Origin of the sequence: Streptomyces sp. NPDC051320 (genome assembly GCF_040682175.1) — a bacterium.
In the GTDB taxonomy this organism is placed as follows: Bacteria; Actinomycetota; Actinomycetes; order Streptomycetales; family Streptomycetaceae; genus Streptomyces.
The window spans coordinates 56,794-72,447 of the sequence record NZ_JBFBAL010000021.1 but is presented as its reverse complement, the minus strand read 5'-3'; the positions used below and the strand labels follow the sequence as shown (position 1 = coordinate 72,447).

The 15,654-nt window shown below is 67.6% G+C and carries 14 protein-coding genes; 4 read left to right on the top strand and 10 right to left on the bottom strand.

The window, feature by feature from the left end:
• The first annotated feature begins 49 nt into the window (after positions 1-49).
• Positions 50-763: an IS5 family transposase gene (locus AB0M87_RS31075; RefSeq protein ID WP_365858893.1), complete on the top strand. Its 714-nt coding sequence runs from the start codon at positions 50-52 to the stop codon at positions 761-763.
• 39 nt (positions 764-802) lie between these two features.
• On the opposite strand, the gene AB0M87_RS31070 is transcribed toward AB0M87_RS31075, so the two are convergent.
• Entirely contained in the window at positions 803-1,381 is a 579-nt protein-coding gene (locus AB0M87_RS31070; RefSeq protein ID WP_365858884.1) for a GNAT family N-acetyltransferase, read from the bottom strand.
• A 703-nt stretch (positions 1,382-2,084) separates the two neighbouring features.
• Positions 2,085-2,933, bottom strand: coding sequence for a LysR family transcriptional regulator (locus AB0M87_RS31065; RefSeq protein WP_365858882.1), 849 nt, complete (start codon positions 2,931-2,933; stop codon positions 2,085-2,087).
• A 95-nt stretch (positions 2,934-3,028) separates the two neighbouring features.
• Here AB0M87_RS31065 and AB0M87_RS31060 point away from each other — a divergent pair, with 95 nt between their 5' ends.
• Positions 3,029-3,760, top strand: coding sequence for an SDR family oxidoreductase (locus tag AB0M87_RS31060; protein ID WP_365858880.1), 732 nt, complete (start codon positions 3,029-3,031; stop codon positions 3,758-3,760).
• Between the two features lie 833 nt (positions 3,761-4,593).
• On the opposite strand, the gene AB0M87_RS31055 is transcribed toward AB0M87_RS31060, so the two are convergent.
• Positions 4,594-4,788, bottom strand: coding sequence for a hypothetical protein (locus AB0M87_RS31055; protein ID WP_365858901.1), 195 nt, complete (start codon positions 4,786-4,788; stop codon positions 4,594-4,596).
• 472 nt (positions 4,789-5,260) lie between these two features.
• On the bottom strand, positions 5,261-6,217 hold the full coding sequence (locus AB0M87_RS31050; protein ID WP_365858878.1) for a DUF5996 family protein: 957 nt from the start codon (positions 6,215-6,217) through the stop codon (positions 5,261-5,263).
• A gap of 936 nt (positions 6,218-7,153) precedes the next feature.
• Between AB0M87_RS31050 and AB0M87_RS31045 the strand changes: the two genes are divergently transcribed.
• Positions 7,154-7,993 (top strand): alpha/beta hydrolase, encoded by an 840-nt coding sequence (locus AB0M87_RS31045; protein WP_365858876.1) that lies wholly within the window; start codon positions 7,154-7,156, stop codon positions 7,991-7,993.
• Positions 7,994-8,211: 218 nt separating this feature from the next.
• On the opposite strand, the gene AB0M87_RS31040 is transcribed toward AB0M87_RS31045, so the two are convergent.
• The 6 genes from AB0M87_RS31040 to AB0M87_RS31015 form a co-directional block, all read right to left on the bottom strand.
• Complete coding sequence (locus AB0M87_RS31040; protein WP_365858899.1) at positions 8,212-8,373, bottom strand: hypothetical protein; 162 nt, start codon at positions 8,371-8,373, stop codon at positions 8,212-8,214.
• 112 nt (positions 8,374-8,485) lie between these two features.
• Entirely contained in the window at positions 8,486-9,763 is a 1,278-nt protein-coding gene (locus AB0M87_RS31035) for a hypothetical protein (RefSeq protein ID WP_365858874.1), read from the bottom strand.
• Positions 9,764-10,065: 302 nt separating this feature from the next.
• Positions 10,066-10,725 carry an N-acetylmuramoyl-L-alanine amidase gene (locus AB0M87_RS31030; protein ID WP_365858872.1) on the bottom strand — a complete coding sequence of 220 codons (660 nt, stop codon included), beginning with the start codon at positions 10,723-10,725 and terminating at the stop codon, positions 10,066-10,068.
• Positions 10,722-12,212 carry a sulfatase-like hydrolase/transferase gene (locus AB0M87_RS31025; protein ID WP_365858870.1) on the bottom strand — a complete coding sequence of 497 codons (1,491 nt, stop codon included), beginning with the start codon at positions 12,210-12,212 and terminating at the stop codon, positions 10,722-10,724. Before AB0M87_RS31025 ends, AB0M87_RS31030 begins: the two co-directional genes overlap by 4 nt.
• Positions 12,213-12,327: 115 nt before the next feature.
• Complete coding sequence (locus AB0M87_RS31020; RefSeq protein ID WP_365858868.1) at positions 12,328-13,662, bottom strand: family 43 glycosylhydrolase; 1,335 nt, start codon at positions 13,660-13,662, stop codon at positions 12,328-12,330.
• 815 nt (positions 13,663-14,477) lie between these two features.
• The gene (locus AB0M87_RS31015) at positions 14,478-14,699 is read right to left on the bottom strand and encodes a hypothetical protein (protein WP_365858866.1); all 222 of its coding nucleotides are present in this window, start codon (positions 14,697-14,699) and stop codon (positions 14,478-14,480) included.
• A 526-nt stretch (positions 14,700-15,225) separates the two neighbouring features.
• Here AB0M87_RS31015 and AB0M87_RS31010 point away from each other — a divergent pair.
• The gene (locus tag AB0M87_RS31010) at positions 15,226-15,600 is read left to right on the top strand and encodes a VOC family protein (protein ID WP_365858864.1); all 375 of its coding nucleotides are present in this window, start codon (positions 15,226-15,228) and stop codon (positions 15,598-15,600) included.
• Positions 15,601-15,654 lie beyond the last annotated feature (54 nt).

Sequence of the window (15,654 nt, the reverse complement as noted above, 5' to 3'; positions counted from 1 at the left end):
ACGGCTCGACGGATTCGACCTCAGTCACGTTGTCACTGGTCATCGATGCATCTTCCATGATCGGGAGTTACACCGAACGTTTTACAGTCCCCTGCGTACCGGTGTGGCCTGGCGCGACGTGCCAGGCCAGGAGGTGGGTTGCTCCGGGGTCACGGCCTGGCGCCGCCTACGGGACTGGACCGAAGCCGGCGTCTGGCCACGCCTGCACGCTGCGATTCTCACCGAGCTGCGGACGGCCAGGCTGCTGGAGATGGACGACTGCGCCATCGACGGCTCGCACATCCGTGCCCTCAGAGGAGGAGCTCACACAGGACCATCTCCGGTCGACCGGGCCCGCCCAGGCAGCAAGCACCACGTAATCGTCGACCGGCACGGCACACCGCTCGCGGTGTCACTGACCGGCGTCGACCGGCACGATGTCACCCAGCTCATCCCGCTCGTCGATGCCATCCCCCGCGTTCGTGGCCTGCGCGGACGGCCGCGCCACCGCCCGCGGCGCCTGTACGCCGACCGTGGCTACGACTTCGACAAGTACCGGCAACTTCTCCGGCATCGGGGGATAGCTCCGAAAATCGCCCGCCGTGGTGCCCCTCACGGCTCCGGCTTGGGCAAAACCCGCTGGGTCGTCGAGTGCACCTTCGCCTGGCTCCACCAGTTCAAGAGGCTGCGCACCCGCTACGAGATACGCGCCGATCTCCACATTGCCCTGCTCCAACTCGCCTGCAGCATCCTCTGCTTGAGGCGACTTCGAACCTCATTCTGAAATGATCAGTTAGTCGATACCTGGTGGGGGCGATGGAATTCAGTGAGCAGCAACCGGCTGGGACGACGGCTGCCACTCCCGCCTGATCAGTCCGTAGACCCACGAGTCGGAGACCTCGCCATTGACGACGCAGTCTTCCCGCAACGTCCCTTCACGAACGAAGCCGAGCTTCTCCAGCACGCGGGCAGAAGCCACGTTGCGTGTATCGGCCTCAGCTTGGACACGATTGAGGTCCACTGTGTCGAATGCCCACCGCAGCAGAGCGCGCGTGGCCTCGGTTGCGTAGCCGTGGCCCCACGCTGCATCGTCGAAGCAGTAGCCAAGCGATGCGCTGCGGTAGTCCGGATTCCACCGGTTCAAGCTGCACCAGCCGATGAACGCCCCGTCGGAGACACGATCTACGGCCAGCCGCGTCCCGGTGCCCTCCTGTGCCATCTGGCGGCAAGCGGTGATGAACTTCTCGGCGCGCGAGCGCTCCCTCCACGGGGGCGCGTCCCAGTAGCGCAGCACGTAGGCGCTGCTGTGCAGTGCGAAGAGGCCGTTCGCATCCGCGTCTTCGAAGGCCCGCAGTCGAAGGCGAGCTGTGGGCAACGAGGGGGTGGGCAGCGACGTCCTCATGTTCCCTCCCGTGATTGGTTTGCCGATATCAGACATCCGATGCGGGCCACTCGCAACGGGTTTTCTCGACGGGCTGGCAGAACGGCGTATCCGCCCATCAGCGCGACCGAGCGCCCCCAGAAGACAGCACCTGACGTGACACCCGGTCTGGCCCCCCGGGGGGCTGAGCAGGCTGGTCGCGACCCGCCGAAGAAACTACCGCCCTGGCACGGGGAACAGAGTGGACGGACCGGCGCTTCATCCCACCACCAGCGGTCGGGGAGCGAATGGACCATGCGGCAACGGACGAGATCCTGCAGAACCCCTGCGAACACCAGAGCATCGTCACGCCCGGCGGCTCCCTGCCGTACGTCGTGGCGTCCTGGAGCAAGCTGCCGATCGAGTCGGCCGCCTACGCCAGTTCCCGAGCTCCCTCCAGGCAGCACCACCCACGCTGCACGAAGACGACTTCTCCCACACCCGCCACGTCGTCAGCCTCGGTGACACCCTCCCTCTCGCCTCCGCACAAACCGGCTGACCCCAACCTGACCCACTCCGACAGCCCGTTACCCTCATGGGCGGCGGGCCGCCCCATCCACTGACGTCACTTCCCGGACGACACAGTGTCCTCTGACATCGAAGTTGGACTTTTGCCATCGAAATGGCACCGGTCAGGCGGTGCTGTTGAGCCGGGACACGATGGGTGGAACCTGGTCAGGCATGTCTAGAGATGTATCGCAGTCCGGATGAGGTCGGCGACGGCTCTGGACCGGCTGTGTGGTGGCCAGGCGATCACGGTGGTGACTTTCGGCGCGTCCAGCACGGACACGGCGGCGAGGTCACCGTGCAGTTGGGCTCGGCACGACTCCGGTGAGACCGCGCAGGCACGGCCGAGCGCGACGAGCTGCAACAACTGCGCGTGGTCGCGGACCTGCGGGCCGGGACCGGGCGGGTAGGTGCCGTCGGGGTCGGGCCAGCGTGGCAGGGGCAGGCCCGGCAGCCCGGTGATATCGGCCATGAGCACATGGTCCCGGACGGTGAGCGGATGCTCAGCTGGCAGGACCACCACCTGGCCTTCCGCGCTGAGCTCTTCGGTGTGGAACCCGGCCGTCGAGTCGAACGGTCGGTGCAGTAGCGCCACGTCAGCCCGGCCCTCTCGCAGGAATCGCTCCTGCTCGGCCGGACCGCACAGGATGACGTCGACCGGGACCGCGTCGGGTTCGGCGGCGTACGCGTCGAGCAGTTTCGCCAGCAGTTCTCTGGACGCGCTGGCCTTCGTGACCAGGACCAAGCCGGGACGGCCGGTCACGGAAAGGGCGGCGCGCCGGGTCCGACGCTCGGCGGCGTCGACCGCGTCGAGGGCCGCCCGGCCCTCGACCAACAGCACCGAACCGGCCTCGGTCAGCGTGACAGTGCGGCTGGTCCGATCCAGCAGCACTGCCCCGAGTCGGCGTTCGAGCTGCTGGATCGTCCGCGACAAAGGCGGCTGTGCGATCCCGAGCCGCTGCGCGGCACGCCCGAAGTGCAGCTCTTCAGCGACAGCGACGAAATACCGCAGTTCCCGGGACTCCATACGGCCACCGTACTCCGGACCAATACCTGGACGGTATCGTTGCCCACCCAATCGGTCTTGGACCCTCGGCCAGAGTCCGAGGCAGCATGGTCCCTATGAGCGAACAAACAATTGCGCTGGTCACCGGGGCGAACAAGGGAATCGGCTACGAGATCGCCGCGGGCCTGGGCGCCCTCGGCTGGAGCGTCGGCCTCGGCGCCCGCGACGACCAGCGCCGTGAGGCCGCGGTGGAGCAACTGCGCGCGTTCGGCGTCGACGCGTTCGGCGTACCGCTGGACGTGACCGACGACGCGAGCGCGGCCGCCGCCGCACGACTGGTCGAGGAACGGGCCGGGCGCCTCGACGTACTCGTCAACAACGCCGGCATCACCGGCGGCATGCCGCAGGAGCCAACCCGGGTCGATCCCGCCACCATCCGGACGGTCGTGGAGACCAACGTGATCGGCGTCATCCGCGTCACCAACGCGATGATGCCGCTGCTGCGCCGCTCTGCCTCGCCACGCGTCGTGAACATGTCCAGCAGTGTCGGCTCCCTCACCCGGCAGTCAGGAACCGCTGCTGAGCAGATGACGGGTCCGGTGGCCGTGGCGTACGCACCGTCGAAGACGTTCCTGAACGCCGTCACCCTCCAGTACGCCCGGGAGCTGAGCGGCACGAACATCCTGATCAACGCCGGCTGCCCCGGCTACGTCGCGACCGACCTCAACGGCTTCCGCGGCGTGCGCACTCCCGAACAGGGCGCGGCGATCGCCATCAAACTCGCGACCCTGCCCGACGGCGGTCCGACCGGCAAGTTCTTCGAAGACGCCGGCGTAGTGCCCTGGTGATGTGCACGGCGGTCGTCCCCGTTGGGTGAGGCGGCTTCGCCATGCGTCTCGAACAGGTTCCTCAACTGTGGCGGCCGTCTCGGCCAACGCGTCGGCGCCCGGGGCAACGCCCTGCACCACTCCGAAGGAACATTCCAGCGTGGGTGACGTTCGCCGCGGATCTTTCACAACTGATTCCAGCATGGATGGCAATTCACTGCAGGGTGCAAGCAGCGTGACCATTCAGTTCCAACCAGCGTGACCTGCGTTGTCCGCTTCGGAAGGTCACCACACCCTCGTGGTTCCAACTACCGTGTTACGTCACAGCTGGCGAGCTTCTCCTTCTTGCGCCAGTAGGCGCGCTTTGCTCGGCAGGAGCCTGAGCACGTCAGCCGGACCTGTCCGTAAGCACCCCGGGTGAGTGGCGTCCGCTGACGACGCAGCCGTCCGGTGGGAGGCCCGGAGGGATGCCCGCGGCTGGCTGGGGCAGGGGTGGGAGCCCGCGGTCGAGACGACGGTTGATGTAGGCCCAGCGGCTGCAGCGCTTCGAGCAGTAGATCTTGTTGGTGGGGCCGGAGACGAGGGGGCCTCGCAGGCCTGGCAGATCTCGGCCCGGGTCTGCGGAGGGAACGCTGCGTTCATCCGCGAGCGGTTGGCGGCTTGGCGGCAAGCCGGTGAACAGTACTGACGCGGCTGCCGATGGTAGGAGAGCCCCTTGCCGCATCCTGACGGTATGACACACCAGTCGGGTCTATGCGGGTAGACCCCTATGGTGAACAATCCATGACTGCCCGACCTCAACGGCAGGATGCGCGGCCTGCGTTGCGGCCCCGCCCGTACGCCCCGGGGGAGAATCACCCGCACGTGCTCCGGGGGTCAGCCGAGATTGAGGCTGCTGAGTGCGGTGGCCAGTCGGTGACGATCGCGCGCTGCGCGGCGGCAAGGGTGACCTTGCCGGCGCAGACAGCGGTGTGCAGCTTCGTCTCCACCGCGTCCTTCTGCACCGGCGGCACGGCGCGCTGGCCACTCGCGACCGCGGGGCATGACATGAGGGCGGATCATGTGGGCTGAATGTGGGGCTGTTGACGGAACGTGTCCTCAATGGCCTGCTCAGCGATGGACGTCTCTGCGCCGGTGAGCTGCTCTTGACCAAGGCACTGATCCGTTGAGCCTCTTCTGTGGTCGGCAGGAATCCCACCAGAAGACAAGGCAGAGACGGCTGCCGCACAAGGAGTTCGTTCTCCGAGGTGATCTGCGGCCAGCGTACGACCGAGACATTGACCCGGACGGCGTGTTCGTTGCCGGGCGCACCCAAAGGCTCAGAATGTGCACTCGGTGCCCGTGGAGGCGGCCCACTGCATCCACCAGCGAGGCGCACGCCAGCCCTTCGACCAGTCTCCTCGGACCGGGGTTCTGCTCAGCCTGCCGTTGACTCCCTTTCCGGCTGGAAGTGGCGGGACTGGCCGGTGCGAGCAGGCACGGCTGACGGCCGGTCCGGCGTGATACGGCGACGCGGCCGGGTCAGCGCTCTGCCGCGCTCCACTTCGGGCGGACCTCCAGGGCGTTGCGGTCCCACCGTGCGAGATCGGCCGCGGCCTCGTAAGTGCTCTGCAGGAACTCCAGCAGTGCCCGGTCGGGGTCGTCGGCGGTGCGCACAGCCTTGTAAGGGAGCAGGAACTCGCCCGCGTCCACGCTGTATGCCGCAGCGGAAGGCCGTACCGGATACCGGGCGTATCCCGCGGGCTCCGGGTAGGCGTACGAGTAGAAGCTGCCCTCGGCCGAGCCGCCGGGCCAGAAGCCACAGCTGGAAACCTCGTGCGAGTAGGCCTCGAGCATGACCCGGTCGGCGAGGTTCGGTGCGCCTCCCGGGTGCGGCGGCGCGGGCCGCCCGGAGAACCGGGTGACCGCGAGGTCCATTGCGCCCCAGAAGAAGTGCACCGGGCTGACCTTTCCGATGAACCTGGAGCGGAATTCCGTCAGCACACGCTGCGCCGAGGTGAGTTGTTCCCAGAAGCGGCGAACGTGGTCCGGCTGGTACGAGGCGTGCTCGGTGTCCTCGGGAAACGGGACCGCGGACTCGACCTCCACCGGGGTGGGCCGGAACGTCACCTCGATGCCGAGCGCGTCGAGCGCGGCCAGGGTTTCGTGGTGGAAAGCGGCCACCGACTTCGGTTCCAAGGGCACCCGGCACTCGCTGCCGTCGCTGGAGCGCACGTGCAGATGGTGGTCGCAGAAGTCGAACTCCATCTCGAAGGTGCGGTCGCCGTACGGGATGGCCGAGGTGGTCAATCCCCGCGTGGACACGTACAGCGGCACCTGCCACCAGTGGTTGACCATCGGCGCCTGTGCCAGCCGGACCTTGCCCACAATCTGAGTCCACATGTGCAGGGTGTTCCTGGTCTCGGTCCACTCCTCCAGAGGCGCGCTTGGCCACGCCTCGATGGTGTGTGACGGAGGCTGCTGAGTGCGAGGCATCATGCAAATCCTCCGTTCCTCGGACGGTCACCACCCAATTGTCCGCTGCCGTCCAAGGCCTCGCCAATCGATCGCGGCGGCCCCGGACGGCCCAAGTACCCGCCGCGGCTCCAGGCGGGACCGGCCGCAGGGTCGCCTCCTGCTGCTCGACTTCATGGATACAGCCGCGGATCCGCTCCACGAAGAGCAGCCCCCAGGTCTCGAGCACCCGTAGGTACGGCAGATCCGGCGGCAGGTCGGACAGCTGTCCGGCTGCCACGGTCGAAAGGCCCTGGAGGCGGGATCGGGTCCATGACCGCTCCGCCGCCTCAGTCACATCCTCCATGGTGGCGGCCACCTGTTTCGGCTCCATCCGCGCAGTCACCAGGTCTTCGCCATCGAGGGTGGCCCAGAACGGATGGGTGGACACGGTGACGGTCAGCTCAGCAGCCGGGCCAGCAGCCCCTCCACCCGCGCGTGCTGCTCGGGCGAAACCGGCTTCTTCCGCGGATCCAGTGATGCGGGTCATCCACCGCAACACTGGGTTCCGCAGACCACGGCAGCTCCCGCGGCTTGTGGGATGACACCCCAGCCGACCGATGCGGTTCACCCCGGGCGGAGACCTGTGACGCGACACACCGCAGTAGAGGATCCACAGTGCTCAGCACCTTGGGCGCGGGCCCCCAAAGCTCTTCTTGGACTGCCCGACACGGCCAAGCCAGCAAAGGCGCGGCAGACCAGGACGGCGGCCAGCCGGGCCCTGGAATCCGTGACTCCCCCGCCAGAGCCGGCTTCAGTCGGTGGGATTCGCCATGTACGGCGCTTATGTGGCTCTGGACGCCTTGCGACCCGGGCACGGAGGGTCGATCCCGGTTGCCATGGCGAGAAGACGGCACGCCTTGACAAGCTGCTTCCACAACCAGAAAACTGACCGACCAGTCGGTATGAAGGGACAGGGTTGTGGCCGAGCTGAGCATCTCCACCGCCGCGGGCGTGTTCGACGCCACCACGGCAGGTCCCCCCGAGGGCCGCCCGGTACTACTGCTGCACGGTTTCCCACAGACAAGGCTGGCGTGGGAACACCAGATCACAGCGCTGGCCGCCCACGGCTACCGCGTCGTGGCACCCGATCAGCGTGGCTACTCCCCCGGAGCGCGGCCCGAGCGGCCCGACGACTACTGCATCAGCCTCCTCGTCGACGACGTCCTCGCGATCACGGAGGAACTCGGCTGGACAACGTTCGACCTGGTCGGCCATGACTGGGGAGGCGCGGTGGCATGGTGGACCGCCGATGCCCATCCCGACCGCATACGCACCCTGACCGTCGTCTCGACCCCGCACCCTGGCGCTCTGGCCAGCGCCCTGCGCACGGACGAGGACCAGCGTGCACGGTCGCACTACATGCTCGACTGGCGTGAGACGCCCACGACCGAGAACGGCATGCTCGCCCATGACGCCGACAAGCTACGCACCCTCTACGCCGGCAGGATCCCCCAAACCAGCGCCGACGCCTACGTCCGGCACCTGTCCCAGCCGGGCGCACTCACCGCGGCCCTGAACTGGTACCGCTCCGGCCGCCCTGAACGCGCCATCGGCACCATCGACGTACCCACCCTGTACGTCTGGAGCACGGAGGACACCGCGTTCGGCCCAGCAGCCGCGCAGGAGACCGGGCAATGGGTCAAAGCGCCGTACCGATTCGAGACCCTCCAGGGCATCAGCCACTGGATCCCCGAAGAGGCACCCGAAACACTGAACCGTCTCCTGCTCGAACACCTCCAGAGCCATCAAAAGCGCTGAATGAAGCTGGTCCAGCAGTACCCCGCCCGAAGACAGTGGCAACTCAGCCTCGAGCCAGCCGAGTTTCGCAACAAAAGCTGCAACGGCGCTGCCCTCTCCGACCTCACGGCACCCCAGTTCACCGACGACGGCACCAATCCCTGCCCGGATGTCGGCGCTCTCCGCCAAGACCCAGCTGGTCACGCTCGGTATTGGCGGCAACGACATCGGCTTCAGCTCTAGAGCTCGCGATGCACCAGTTGGCTTCGGGCGTCGTCGGTGACGGCGACCAGGCGCCCGAGGCTCTCGCCCTCCGCGGCCAGCTCATACGTTCCGTCCCCTGCGCCCCACGGCGTGCCGGGCAGGTGCTTCCTCTGCCTGCTGTAACCGGTGGTGCGCATCGGCAGATCAGACGGGCGCTGCCTGTCTGACTGGTGCAGGTGCAGGCACAGGCGCAGATGACGGTCCCCCTCGCAGCGGACTGCTCCGAACGTCTGGAAGCGACCGCCGGCCCTACTGCGCGGCCCGGAACAAGCCGGCCCAGGTGCGGTCGCGGCCGGGCAGGCCTCCCGTTCCGATCTGGCAGACGTAGGGGCAGAAGACGCTGTTGAGCACCCAGGGAGGGCTGTCCGGGCCGAAGTCGGGGATTGGCGCGCCCTGGGTGATGCCATAGCCGGCCACGGCGAGCTTGCCGGTGTCGCGCAGGCGCGCTATCTCGTTCGTGATGAAGGTCTTGTGGTTGGCGAACCACGTGTTGGAGAGCAGGAAGTCGTTCCACTTCTGCTCCGTGAAGGGGTTGTTGGCGGCATCGTGGATTACCTGCCACACCGGCGTGCCCTCTGGGGTGCCGTAGGCAGTCGTGAAGGAGGGGTCCACCGGGTCAGCCATGTGCTGCTTCCAGAGCTGGATCAGGGAGAATTCGGTGGCGAGGAACTTCTGGTCCGGGCGCAAGTACGGCAGCACGAAGTCGATGTACTTCTGCGCCGCGTCGATGCCCGCCACGTGCGGGTGGATGTCCACACCGGCGATGTTGGCATTACCGGCCGCGAAGGTCATCCAGCGCTTCGTCTGCGTGTTCTGATTCGCAGGGTCTTCCAGGCCGTTGAGCGCACCCATGTAGAGGGCTGTCTTGCAGTCCGTGCCGAAGTACCTATTCCGGTATTGGACGGCGTGCCGGGCGAGTGCCTCGTAGAAGTCGTTGATGAGGGGGGTGGTGCGGTCCACCGGTCTGGTCTCGTAGAAAGGTTCGTTGCCGACGGTGACGATATCGGCCTTGCCGAGGACCGCGGCGAGGACCTTGTCGAACCGGGACAGGGCGGTATTCATGGCCGCGGTGCCAGGCACGGGGATCGCCGTGTCGTGGTACTGGAACTTCGTGGAAAGCACGGTGCCGTAGCCGTCGGAGGCCGCCTGCAGCAGCTTCGCCATCCCGGTCTGGGTCGCCGGGTCCCCCTGGTCGGCGTCGGACATCAAGTAGAAGCCACGGATCCAGGTGGCGGAGACGGCCGCCAGCTCGGCGTAGTCGATCCGGTCCAGGGACTCGTTGACATTGGCGGCGAGGACACCCGAGGCGGAGGGCGCGCTCACCTGGCTCACGACCGCACCGGACAGCGCGGCGTCGAAGGAACCGCCGCCTTCGGCGGTGGGGCCGTCACCGCGCCTCCCGTTCGCGTCGCGGGCCCCCAACCCGGCGACCGCAAGAGCAGCGCCTGTGGACAGGGTGAGCAATCGGCGCCGGGAGGTCATCCCTCGCTGCAGCCCGCCACCGGATTCCGTTCCCGTTCCCTGCATGTGCTCGCCTTCCCTTCAGGTCCCGCCAGCGAAAAAGCCCTCACGTCCGGAGGACAACAGCTTCTCAGGGCGCGTCGGAGCCTTCGGCTTCGAGCAGGTAGATCTGTTGTTGGATGAACTACTCGGCGTGTCTCGTACTTGTTCGGGGTCACAGAATCTGACCTCGATCTGCCTGTGATCTCGAGCACCTTGCCGGGGTTGTCCGACGGCCGCGCCCCCACGAGCTGTTCGACCTCGACAGCGACCGGCAGGAGCTGAACGACCTGGCTTGGCGCGGCGGTGCCGCCCTCGCGCTGCCCGCCTCACCTCGCGATGGTTCCTTTTCGAACTAGTTCGAGGTAGTGATCCCAGTCCCAGTTGGCGCCGGGGTCGGTGTGGGTAGCGGTGGACACCTCGTGGTGACCCAGGATGTGGGTACGGTCAAGGGGAATCGCATAGCGCGCGCATACGGCCGCGGTGAGCGCGGCCGACGAGGCGTACATCTCGTCGGTGAACCAGGCGGTGGAATTGACCCAGCCCTCGTGTGTGATGCCGATGCTGCGGTCGTCGCAGTCGGGATTGCCGGCGTGCCAGGCGATGTCCTTCTCCCGGACGCACTGGCCGATGTGGCCATCTGCCGAGCGGACCAGATAGTGGGCCGAGGTTTTCCGGGCGGGGTTCTGGAAGACGGCGGCGGCGTCGTCGAAGTGTTCCTGCGTGACGTGGATGACCACGCAGTCGATCGGCTGGCTGCGAGGGCGCCGCGCGGTGCGGTAGTTGGCCGGGTCGGCGGGCAGCCACTGCGCGCCTGGGTGGTCGACGACTGCGGGATAAGGGCCGGTACCGGCCGCGGAAGCGGTTCCGGCGGTGGCTGGGGTAGCGGCTGCCGTGGTCAGGGTGACGGCGGCGGCACCACGCAGGACCGTACGGCGTGACGGGGTAGGTTTCCGGTTGCCATCGCTGCGGTGGATCGGGCCGGTCATGCCCCATCCTCCTGCGAGGTCCGATACCAGTTGTGCTGGGCGAGCTTGGGGACATAGACCCCTTGCGGCAGATCGTCGGTGAGCCGGACCGACCAGCGCTGCAGTCGCTGCATGAGATCGGCCTTGACCTTGCGCATGCTCGGATCGTCCCAGCGGTTGTGCAGCTCCATCGGGTCCTTGTCGAGGTCGTAGAGCTCACCGACGCCGGGGACGTGCTCGTAGAGCTTGTAGTGGTCGTGCCGGATCATCCGGGACGAGCCGCTCTGGGTCACGCTGTTCAGCTCGTCGTACCTGGTGCCTTCGTAGGGGAAGTGCAGCGGTGGCCGGGCGTCGTCGGGATAGGACAGGCCGCCGAAGCCGCGTTCGGTGACGATGTCGGCGAACTCCGCGGCCGGGTAGTCGGCGCCGGTGAGCATCTGCCACAGGCTGCGGCCCTGGACACCCAGGGGGATGGGGCGGCCGACCGCCTCGCACACGGTGGGCAGGATGTCGGCGATCGATACGAAGTCCTTCTTGTTGTCCTGAACCCTGACGCCGCAGCCGTGCACGATCATCGGGATGTGGGCCAGGACCTCGGGGATGCCGGCACCCTTGCGCTGCAGGCCGTACTCGGCGGTGTAGTCGCCGTGGTCGGCGAGGTAGATCAGCAGGGTGTTCTCCCACAGCCCCTGTTCCTTCAGATGGTCGACGAGCCGGCGCAGCTGGTCGTCGATGAGGCGGAGCATGCCGCAGTAGATGGCGCGGTAGCGGCGCCAGAGCTTGTCGTAGCCGGGGCGCTTCTCCTCCACCAGGTCGCGCAGCCACTTGTAGGCACCTCCCTTGGCCTCCGCGGCCTCGGGGCCGGAGGCCCGCTCGGGGATCTCGTCCTCGAACATCGAGAAATACGGCTCCGACACCTGGTACGGGTTGTGGGGCTCGGGCGTGGAAACGAAGGCGAAGAACGGCTTGTCGGGGTCCCGGGCGTCTATCTGATGGATGGCGTCGGAGACGATCCGGTACGGGTACTGCTGCTCCGCCGGAAACGGGGTGGGTGCAGTCGTCGGGCCCATGTCGATGGATTTCAGCCAGGCGGTAAAGGCGCGCTGCTCGGTGGTGGTGTCCGGCGCCTTCGTGTGCCCGTACTCGGAGAAGGCGTCGTAGTCCGCTGGATCGTCCCGGTACATGTGCGTCTTGCCGGCGTAGAACAGTTGGTAGCCGGCGCCGCGCAGCACATCGAGTAGGTCGTCTCCGCGCGACACGTCAGCCGGGCTGCTATTGGAGTTCTGCCGTACCCGGTGGGTGCTGGGCCATCTGCCGGTGAGCAGGCTGGTGCGCGCCGGGACGCAGGCGGGTGCGGTGGTGTACGCGCGGCGGAAGCGGGTGCCCTGGGTGGCGATGGAGTCGAGAAACGGCATCGTGTCCAGGTCGAAGCCCATGCCCGCGGTGAAGTCGGCGCGGACCTGGTCGTTCATCGCGAACACGATGTTCGGAGCAGTCGGGCAGGTCACAGTGTCCCCTTTCAGAAGGAGAACGTGGTCGGAGTAGTCGGGCGGGACGCTGATCAACCGTCGGTGCACTGCGCGGGCTGACGCCCCGCAGGGGGAGATCACGCCGTCGTGAGCCTTACTCGCCGATGGCATGGCCCCGGCTCGGGCGTTGGACGTAAAGGCGGTTGCCCTGCGGGCCGGTCCACTCCAGACGGACGACGCCGGGCACCGCGGCGTCGGCGATGCGTGCCGGGTCGGCCCAGTAGCCGAAGTTCGGGTTGCGGAAGAAGGTCGCCCACAGCCGGCCGCCGGCGTCCGCGAAGATGTTGTTGTGGCCGGCGCCCACGCCCAGTGTCCAGCGGCGTGAGTACGGGCCCTCGAAGTGGTCGGCGACGGCGGCGATGGCGTCGTAGTGGTATTGCGTCCGGCCGGGGGCAGCCGCGTCGTAGGCGTAGCGGATGCTGTCGTCGGCGGCCGTCGAGGTGCGGTCCCACGCGGACTGCAGCAGGTAGTACTTGCCACCGTGCTTGCAGACGTACGCACCCTCCAGGTAGGGCTCAGGGGTGTAGGGCTGCTGCTGGAACGCCGGCAGGTTGGTCGTGAGAACGATGTCCTCCATGTCGTCCCGGAACTTGGCGTACAGGTTGTTGTGCAGCACCAACCAGGCGTCGTCGCCCTCGGTGTACATGCTGCCGTCGATGTGAAAACGCGCCCCGGGGTCGATGTACGGTGCGTCGGGGAGCGCATCGCCGAAGGGCTTGTCGAGGCTGCCCTCGATGAGCCGGTACGGTCCCTCGATGCCGCCGTCGCTCACCAGCAAGAACGAGCCGACCTTGCGGGAGTGGGTGCCCATGCACGCCACGATGTACCAGGTGTCGCGGAAGCGGTGTACCTCAGGAGCCCAGACCTCGCCGCGTTTGCCGAACTGGTCGTCGTGCCAGTACTCCTGCCACGGAGCAACGACAGTACGCCCGGACCGGTTCTCCCCGGCGAACTCCGGCGACCACACCTTGCCCCGCTCGGCGCCGGGTCTGACACCGGTCGTGTCGACGAGCCGCCACGGCCCCTTGATGGAGTGGGCGACCCAGACGAAGATGCCGTCGTTCCAGGGGGCGGCCGCGTCGAGTCCGGGCACGCGGGTGGTGCCCGTGGCGACATAGACCGGGCAGCCGCCGACGCGGAAGCAGTTGACGTAGGTGTCCCGCATCCAGACCCGGCCGAACTCTTCGTCACGGGGGCGCAACTCGAGTGGGAGGACGAAGGAGTTGTCCGCACGGGGCCACAGGTCCAGCCGGGTGTCGGCGGTGCCGTAGGGCTCGGGGTCGGGCCAGTTGGACGGATGGCGTCCCCCCGACGCGGCTCGCGTCGGCGCGGCCTGTGCCGTCGCCGTGGGCAGTGCCGCCGCCGCTCCCAGACCCGCCATACCGGCCAACAGCGTGCGGCGGTGGAATCCGCTATCGGTGCTGGTCATCAGTCACGTTCTCCTTTGTCGTCCGGTACGCCGGTGCCATGTCCGGGAGGGCTGCCGACGGTGGCCGGTGCCTTCTCGTGCGCCGTGCCGACGACCGCGCTCACCCGTGGACGGTGGCCAGGCCGGTGGTGCGGCGTGCGACGCGGATCGCCTGCTGCGCCCGGGGATCAGGGGTCAGCCCTTCCGCCGGACGAGCATGTGGGGGCGTCCCTGGTCGGTATGGCGCAGCATGTGTACGGCTTTTTTTTCCGTCAACATGCCGGACAATTAATCCGGAGCGTCCCGCGCCTCGGCCTTCCGTGCGCCAGGGCGTTTGCGCAGGTCTCGGGGCAGGCCGATCGATCGGACGCGGTGGGTCACGATTATGTAACGAGAGGCGTGGTCGCGGGACTTATGGAGGCCTCAAACCGCGCAACAGCGGCGGCGGCAACCGTCAGCCTTCATCGCACTTCCCGCCACCGAGGGGCGAAGGCCCCCGGGGGCGCAGGCCGCGGAAACAGGGTCGGGTCGCGGAGGCGGAGATCTCGCATGCCGCTCGACCCGCGGCTCGGGGGCCGTCCATCTTCTTTCGTGCATTTTTCTGTGGGGTGTTGACGGAATAAATCGACCTCTCTACGTTGACCGGCAAGCAGTCGCCCGGAGTACACCTACTGGTCAGGCGCACCCACGAGGACCGCGTGATGCGTGCGCTGCACGAGAAGGGCGTTTCAAGACTTCGTGCTCCAGAGGGAGACGGTGAAGCGCTTGCACGGTCCTGTCTTGATCGGTGTACTGCGGCCGTCCACTGATGGCGGCGAAGTAGCCGCTGGACGCGGTCATGCAATGGTCCATTCAGCGGTGCTGAGGTAGAGAAAGTCGATGATCTCCCGCGGCGGGCACGCGGCGTCTGCCCCCGGAGCGGGGGCGGAGCCGGCTGCGCGGCGGGGGCTGCGGTCGATGCGGCGGACCGAACGCATCTGCAGATCGACGGCCAGGAACTCCTGATCCGCTCCTACACCGTGCGTCGGTCCGCGTTGGAAACCCTGTTCACTGCGCATGCGTTGACACGATCGTGGACGCTGCGCTCCCACCACGGATGTGGCCGTGGCCCAGGACTGGTGGCCCGGCGCTTCTCATTCTGCTCCAAGGCAGCTCGGCACTCTTGGTGCACCTTCGCCGCCACCCACACCATCACCGTGAGCGGTCGCCCCCAGTCCGTGCTGGTTTGCTGCAGCTGCGACGGTCCTAGCCCGCTGGGACGGATGCAGCGTGCCGGCCTTCCGCCTCGCGCAGGACGACGTCAGCGAGCGCCCGGGCGTGGCCGGTCAGCTGGAGGTGATCTGCTCGCAGTCGCGTGTCGTGAGCGTACCCTCGCCTGTCCACGCGAGGTGCATGGCGGGCCTCGCTGCTGGGGCGTCTTCGCGCGGGCGGCCGGCGGTCACCGCTGGAAGCCCTCGCCGCCGTTGGGCCGGTGACCGTCCGCTCCTGCGACGAACTCTGTCCCCCGCAAGACCGAAGCAGATCGGCGCAGGTCTCTCTGCGCAGGCAGATGCGTGGAAGCGAGTGGCGGGGCAAAGTGGGGGCATGACGACGACGCTCGGTGCCTTTGTTCTCAGTACTCCCGATCCGCCCGCGCTGGCTGACTTCTACCGGGCCCTGCTGGGCTGGCAGGAAGTCGATCGCGAGCCGGAGTGGGTCCGCTTGCGGGCTCCAGAACAGGAACGCCCCAGCCTCAGCTTCCAATTGGAAGCCGACCACACGGCCCCCGTCTGGCCTCAACGCCCAGGAACTCAGCAGATGCAAGCACACTTGGACTTGCAAGTCGACGACCTGGAAGCGGAGACCGAGCGAGCTCGCGCCCTGGGCGCGACGCTGGAGGAGTACCAGCCTCAGAAGGACGTACGGGTCTTCCGCGACCCTCACGGCCACCCGTTCTGCCTCTTCCTCCCGGGCGCCTGAACGACCCGGCTTAGCACCGGGACGGAGGCAGGCGGCCGGCACCTCCACCAGCGA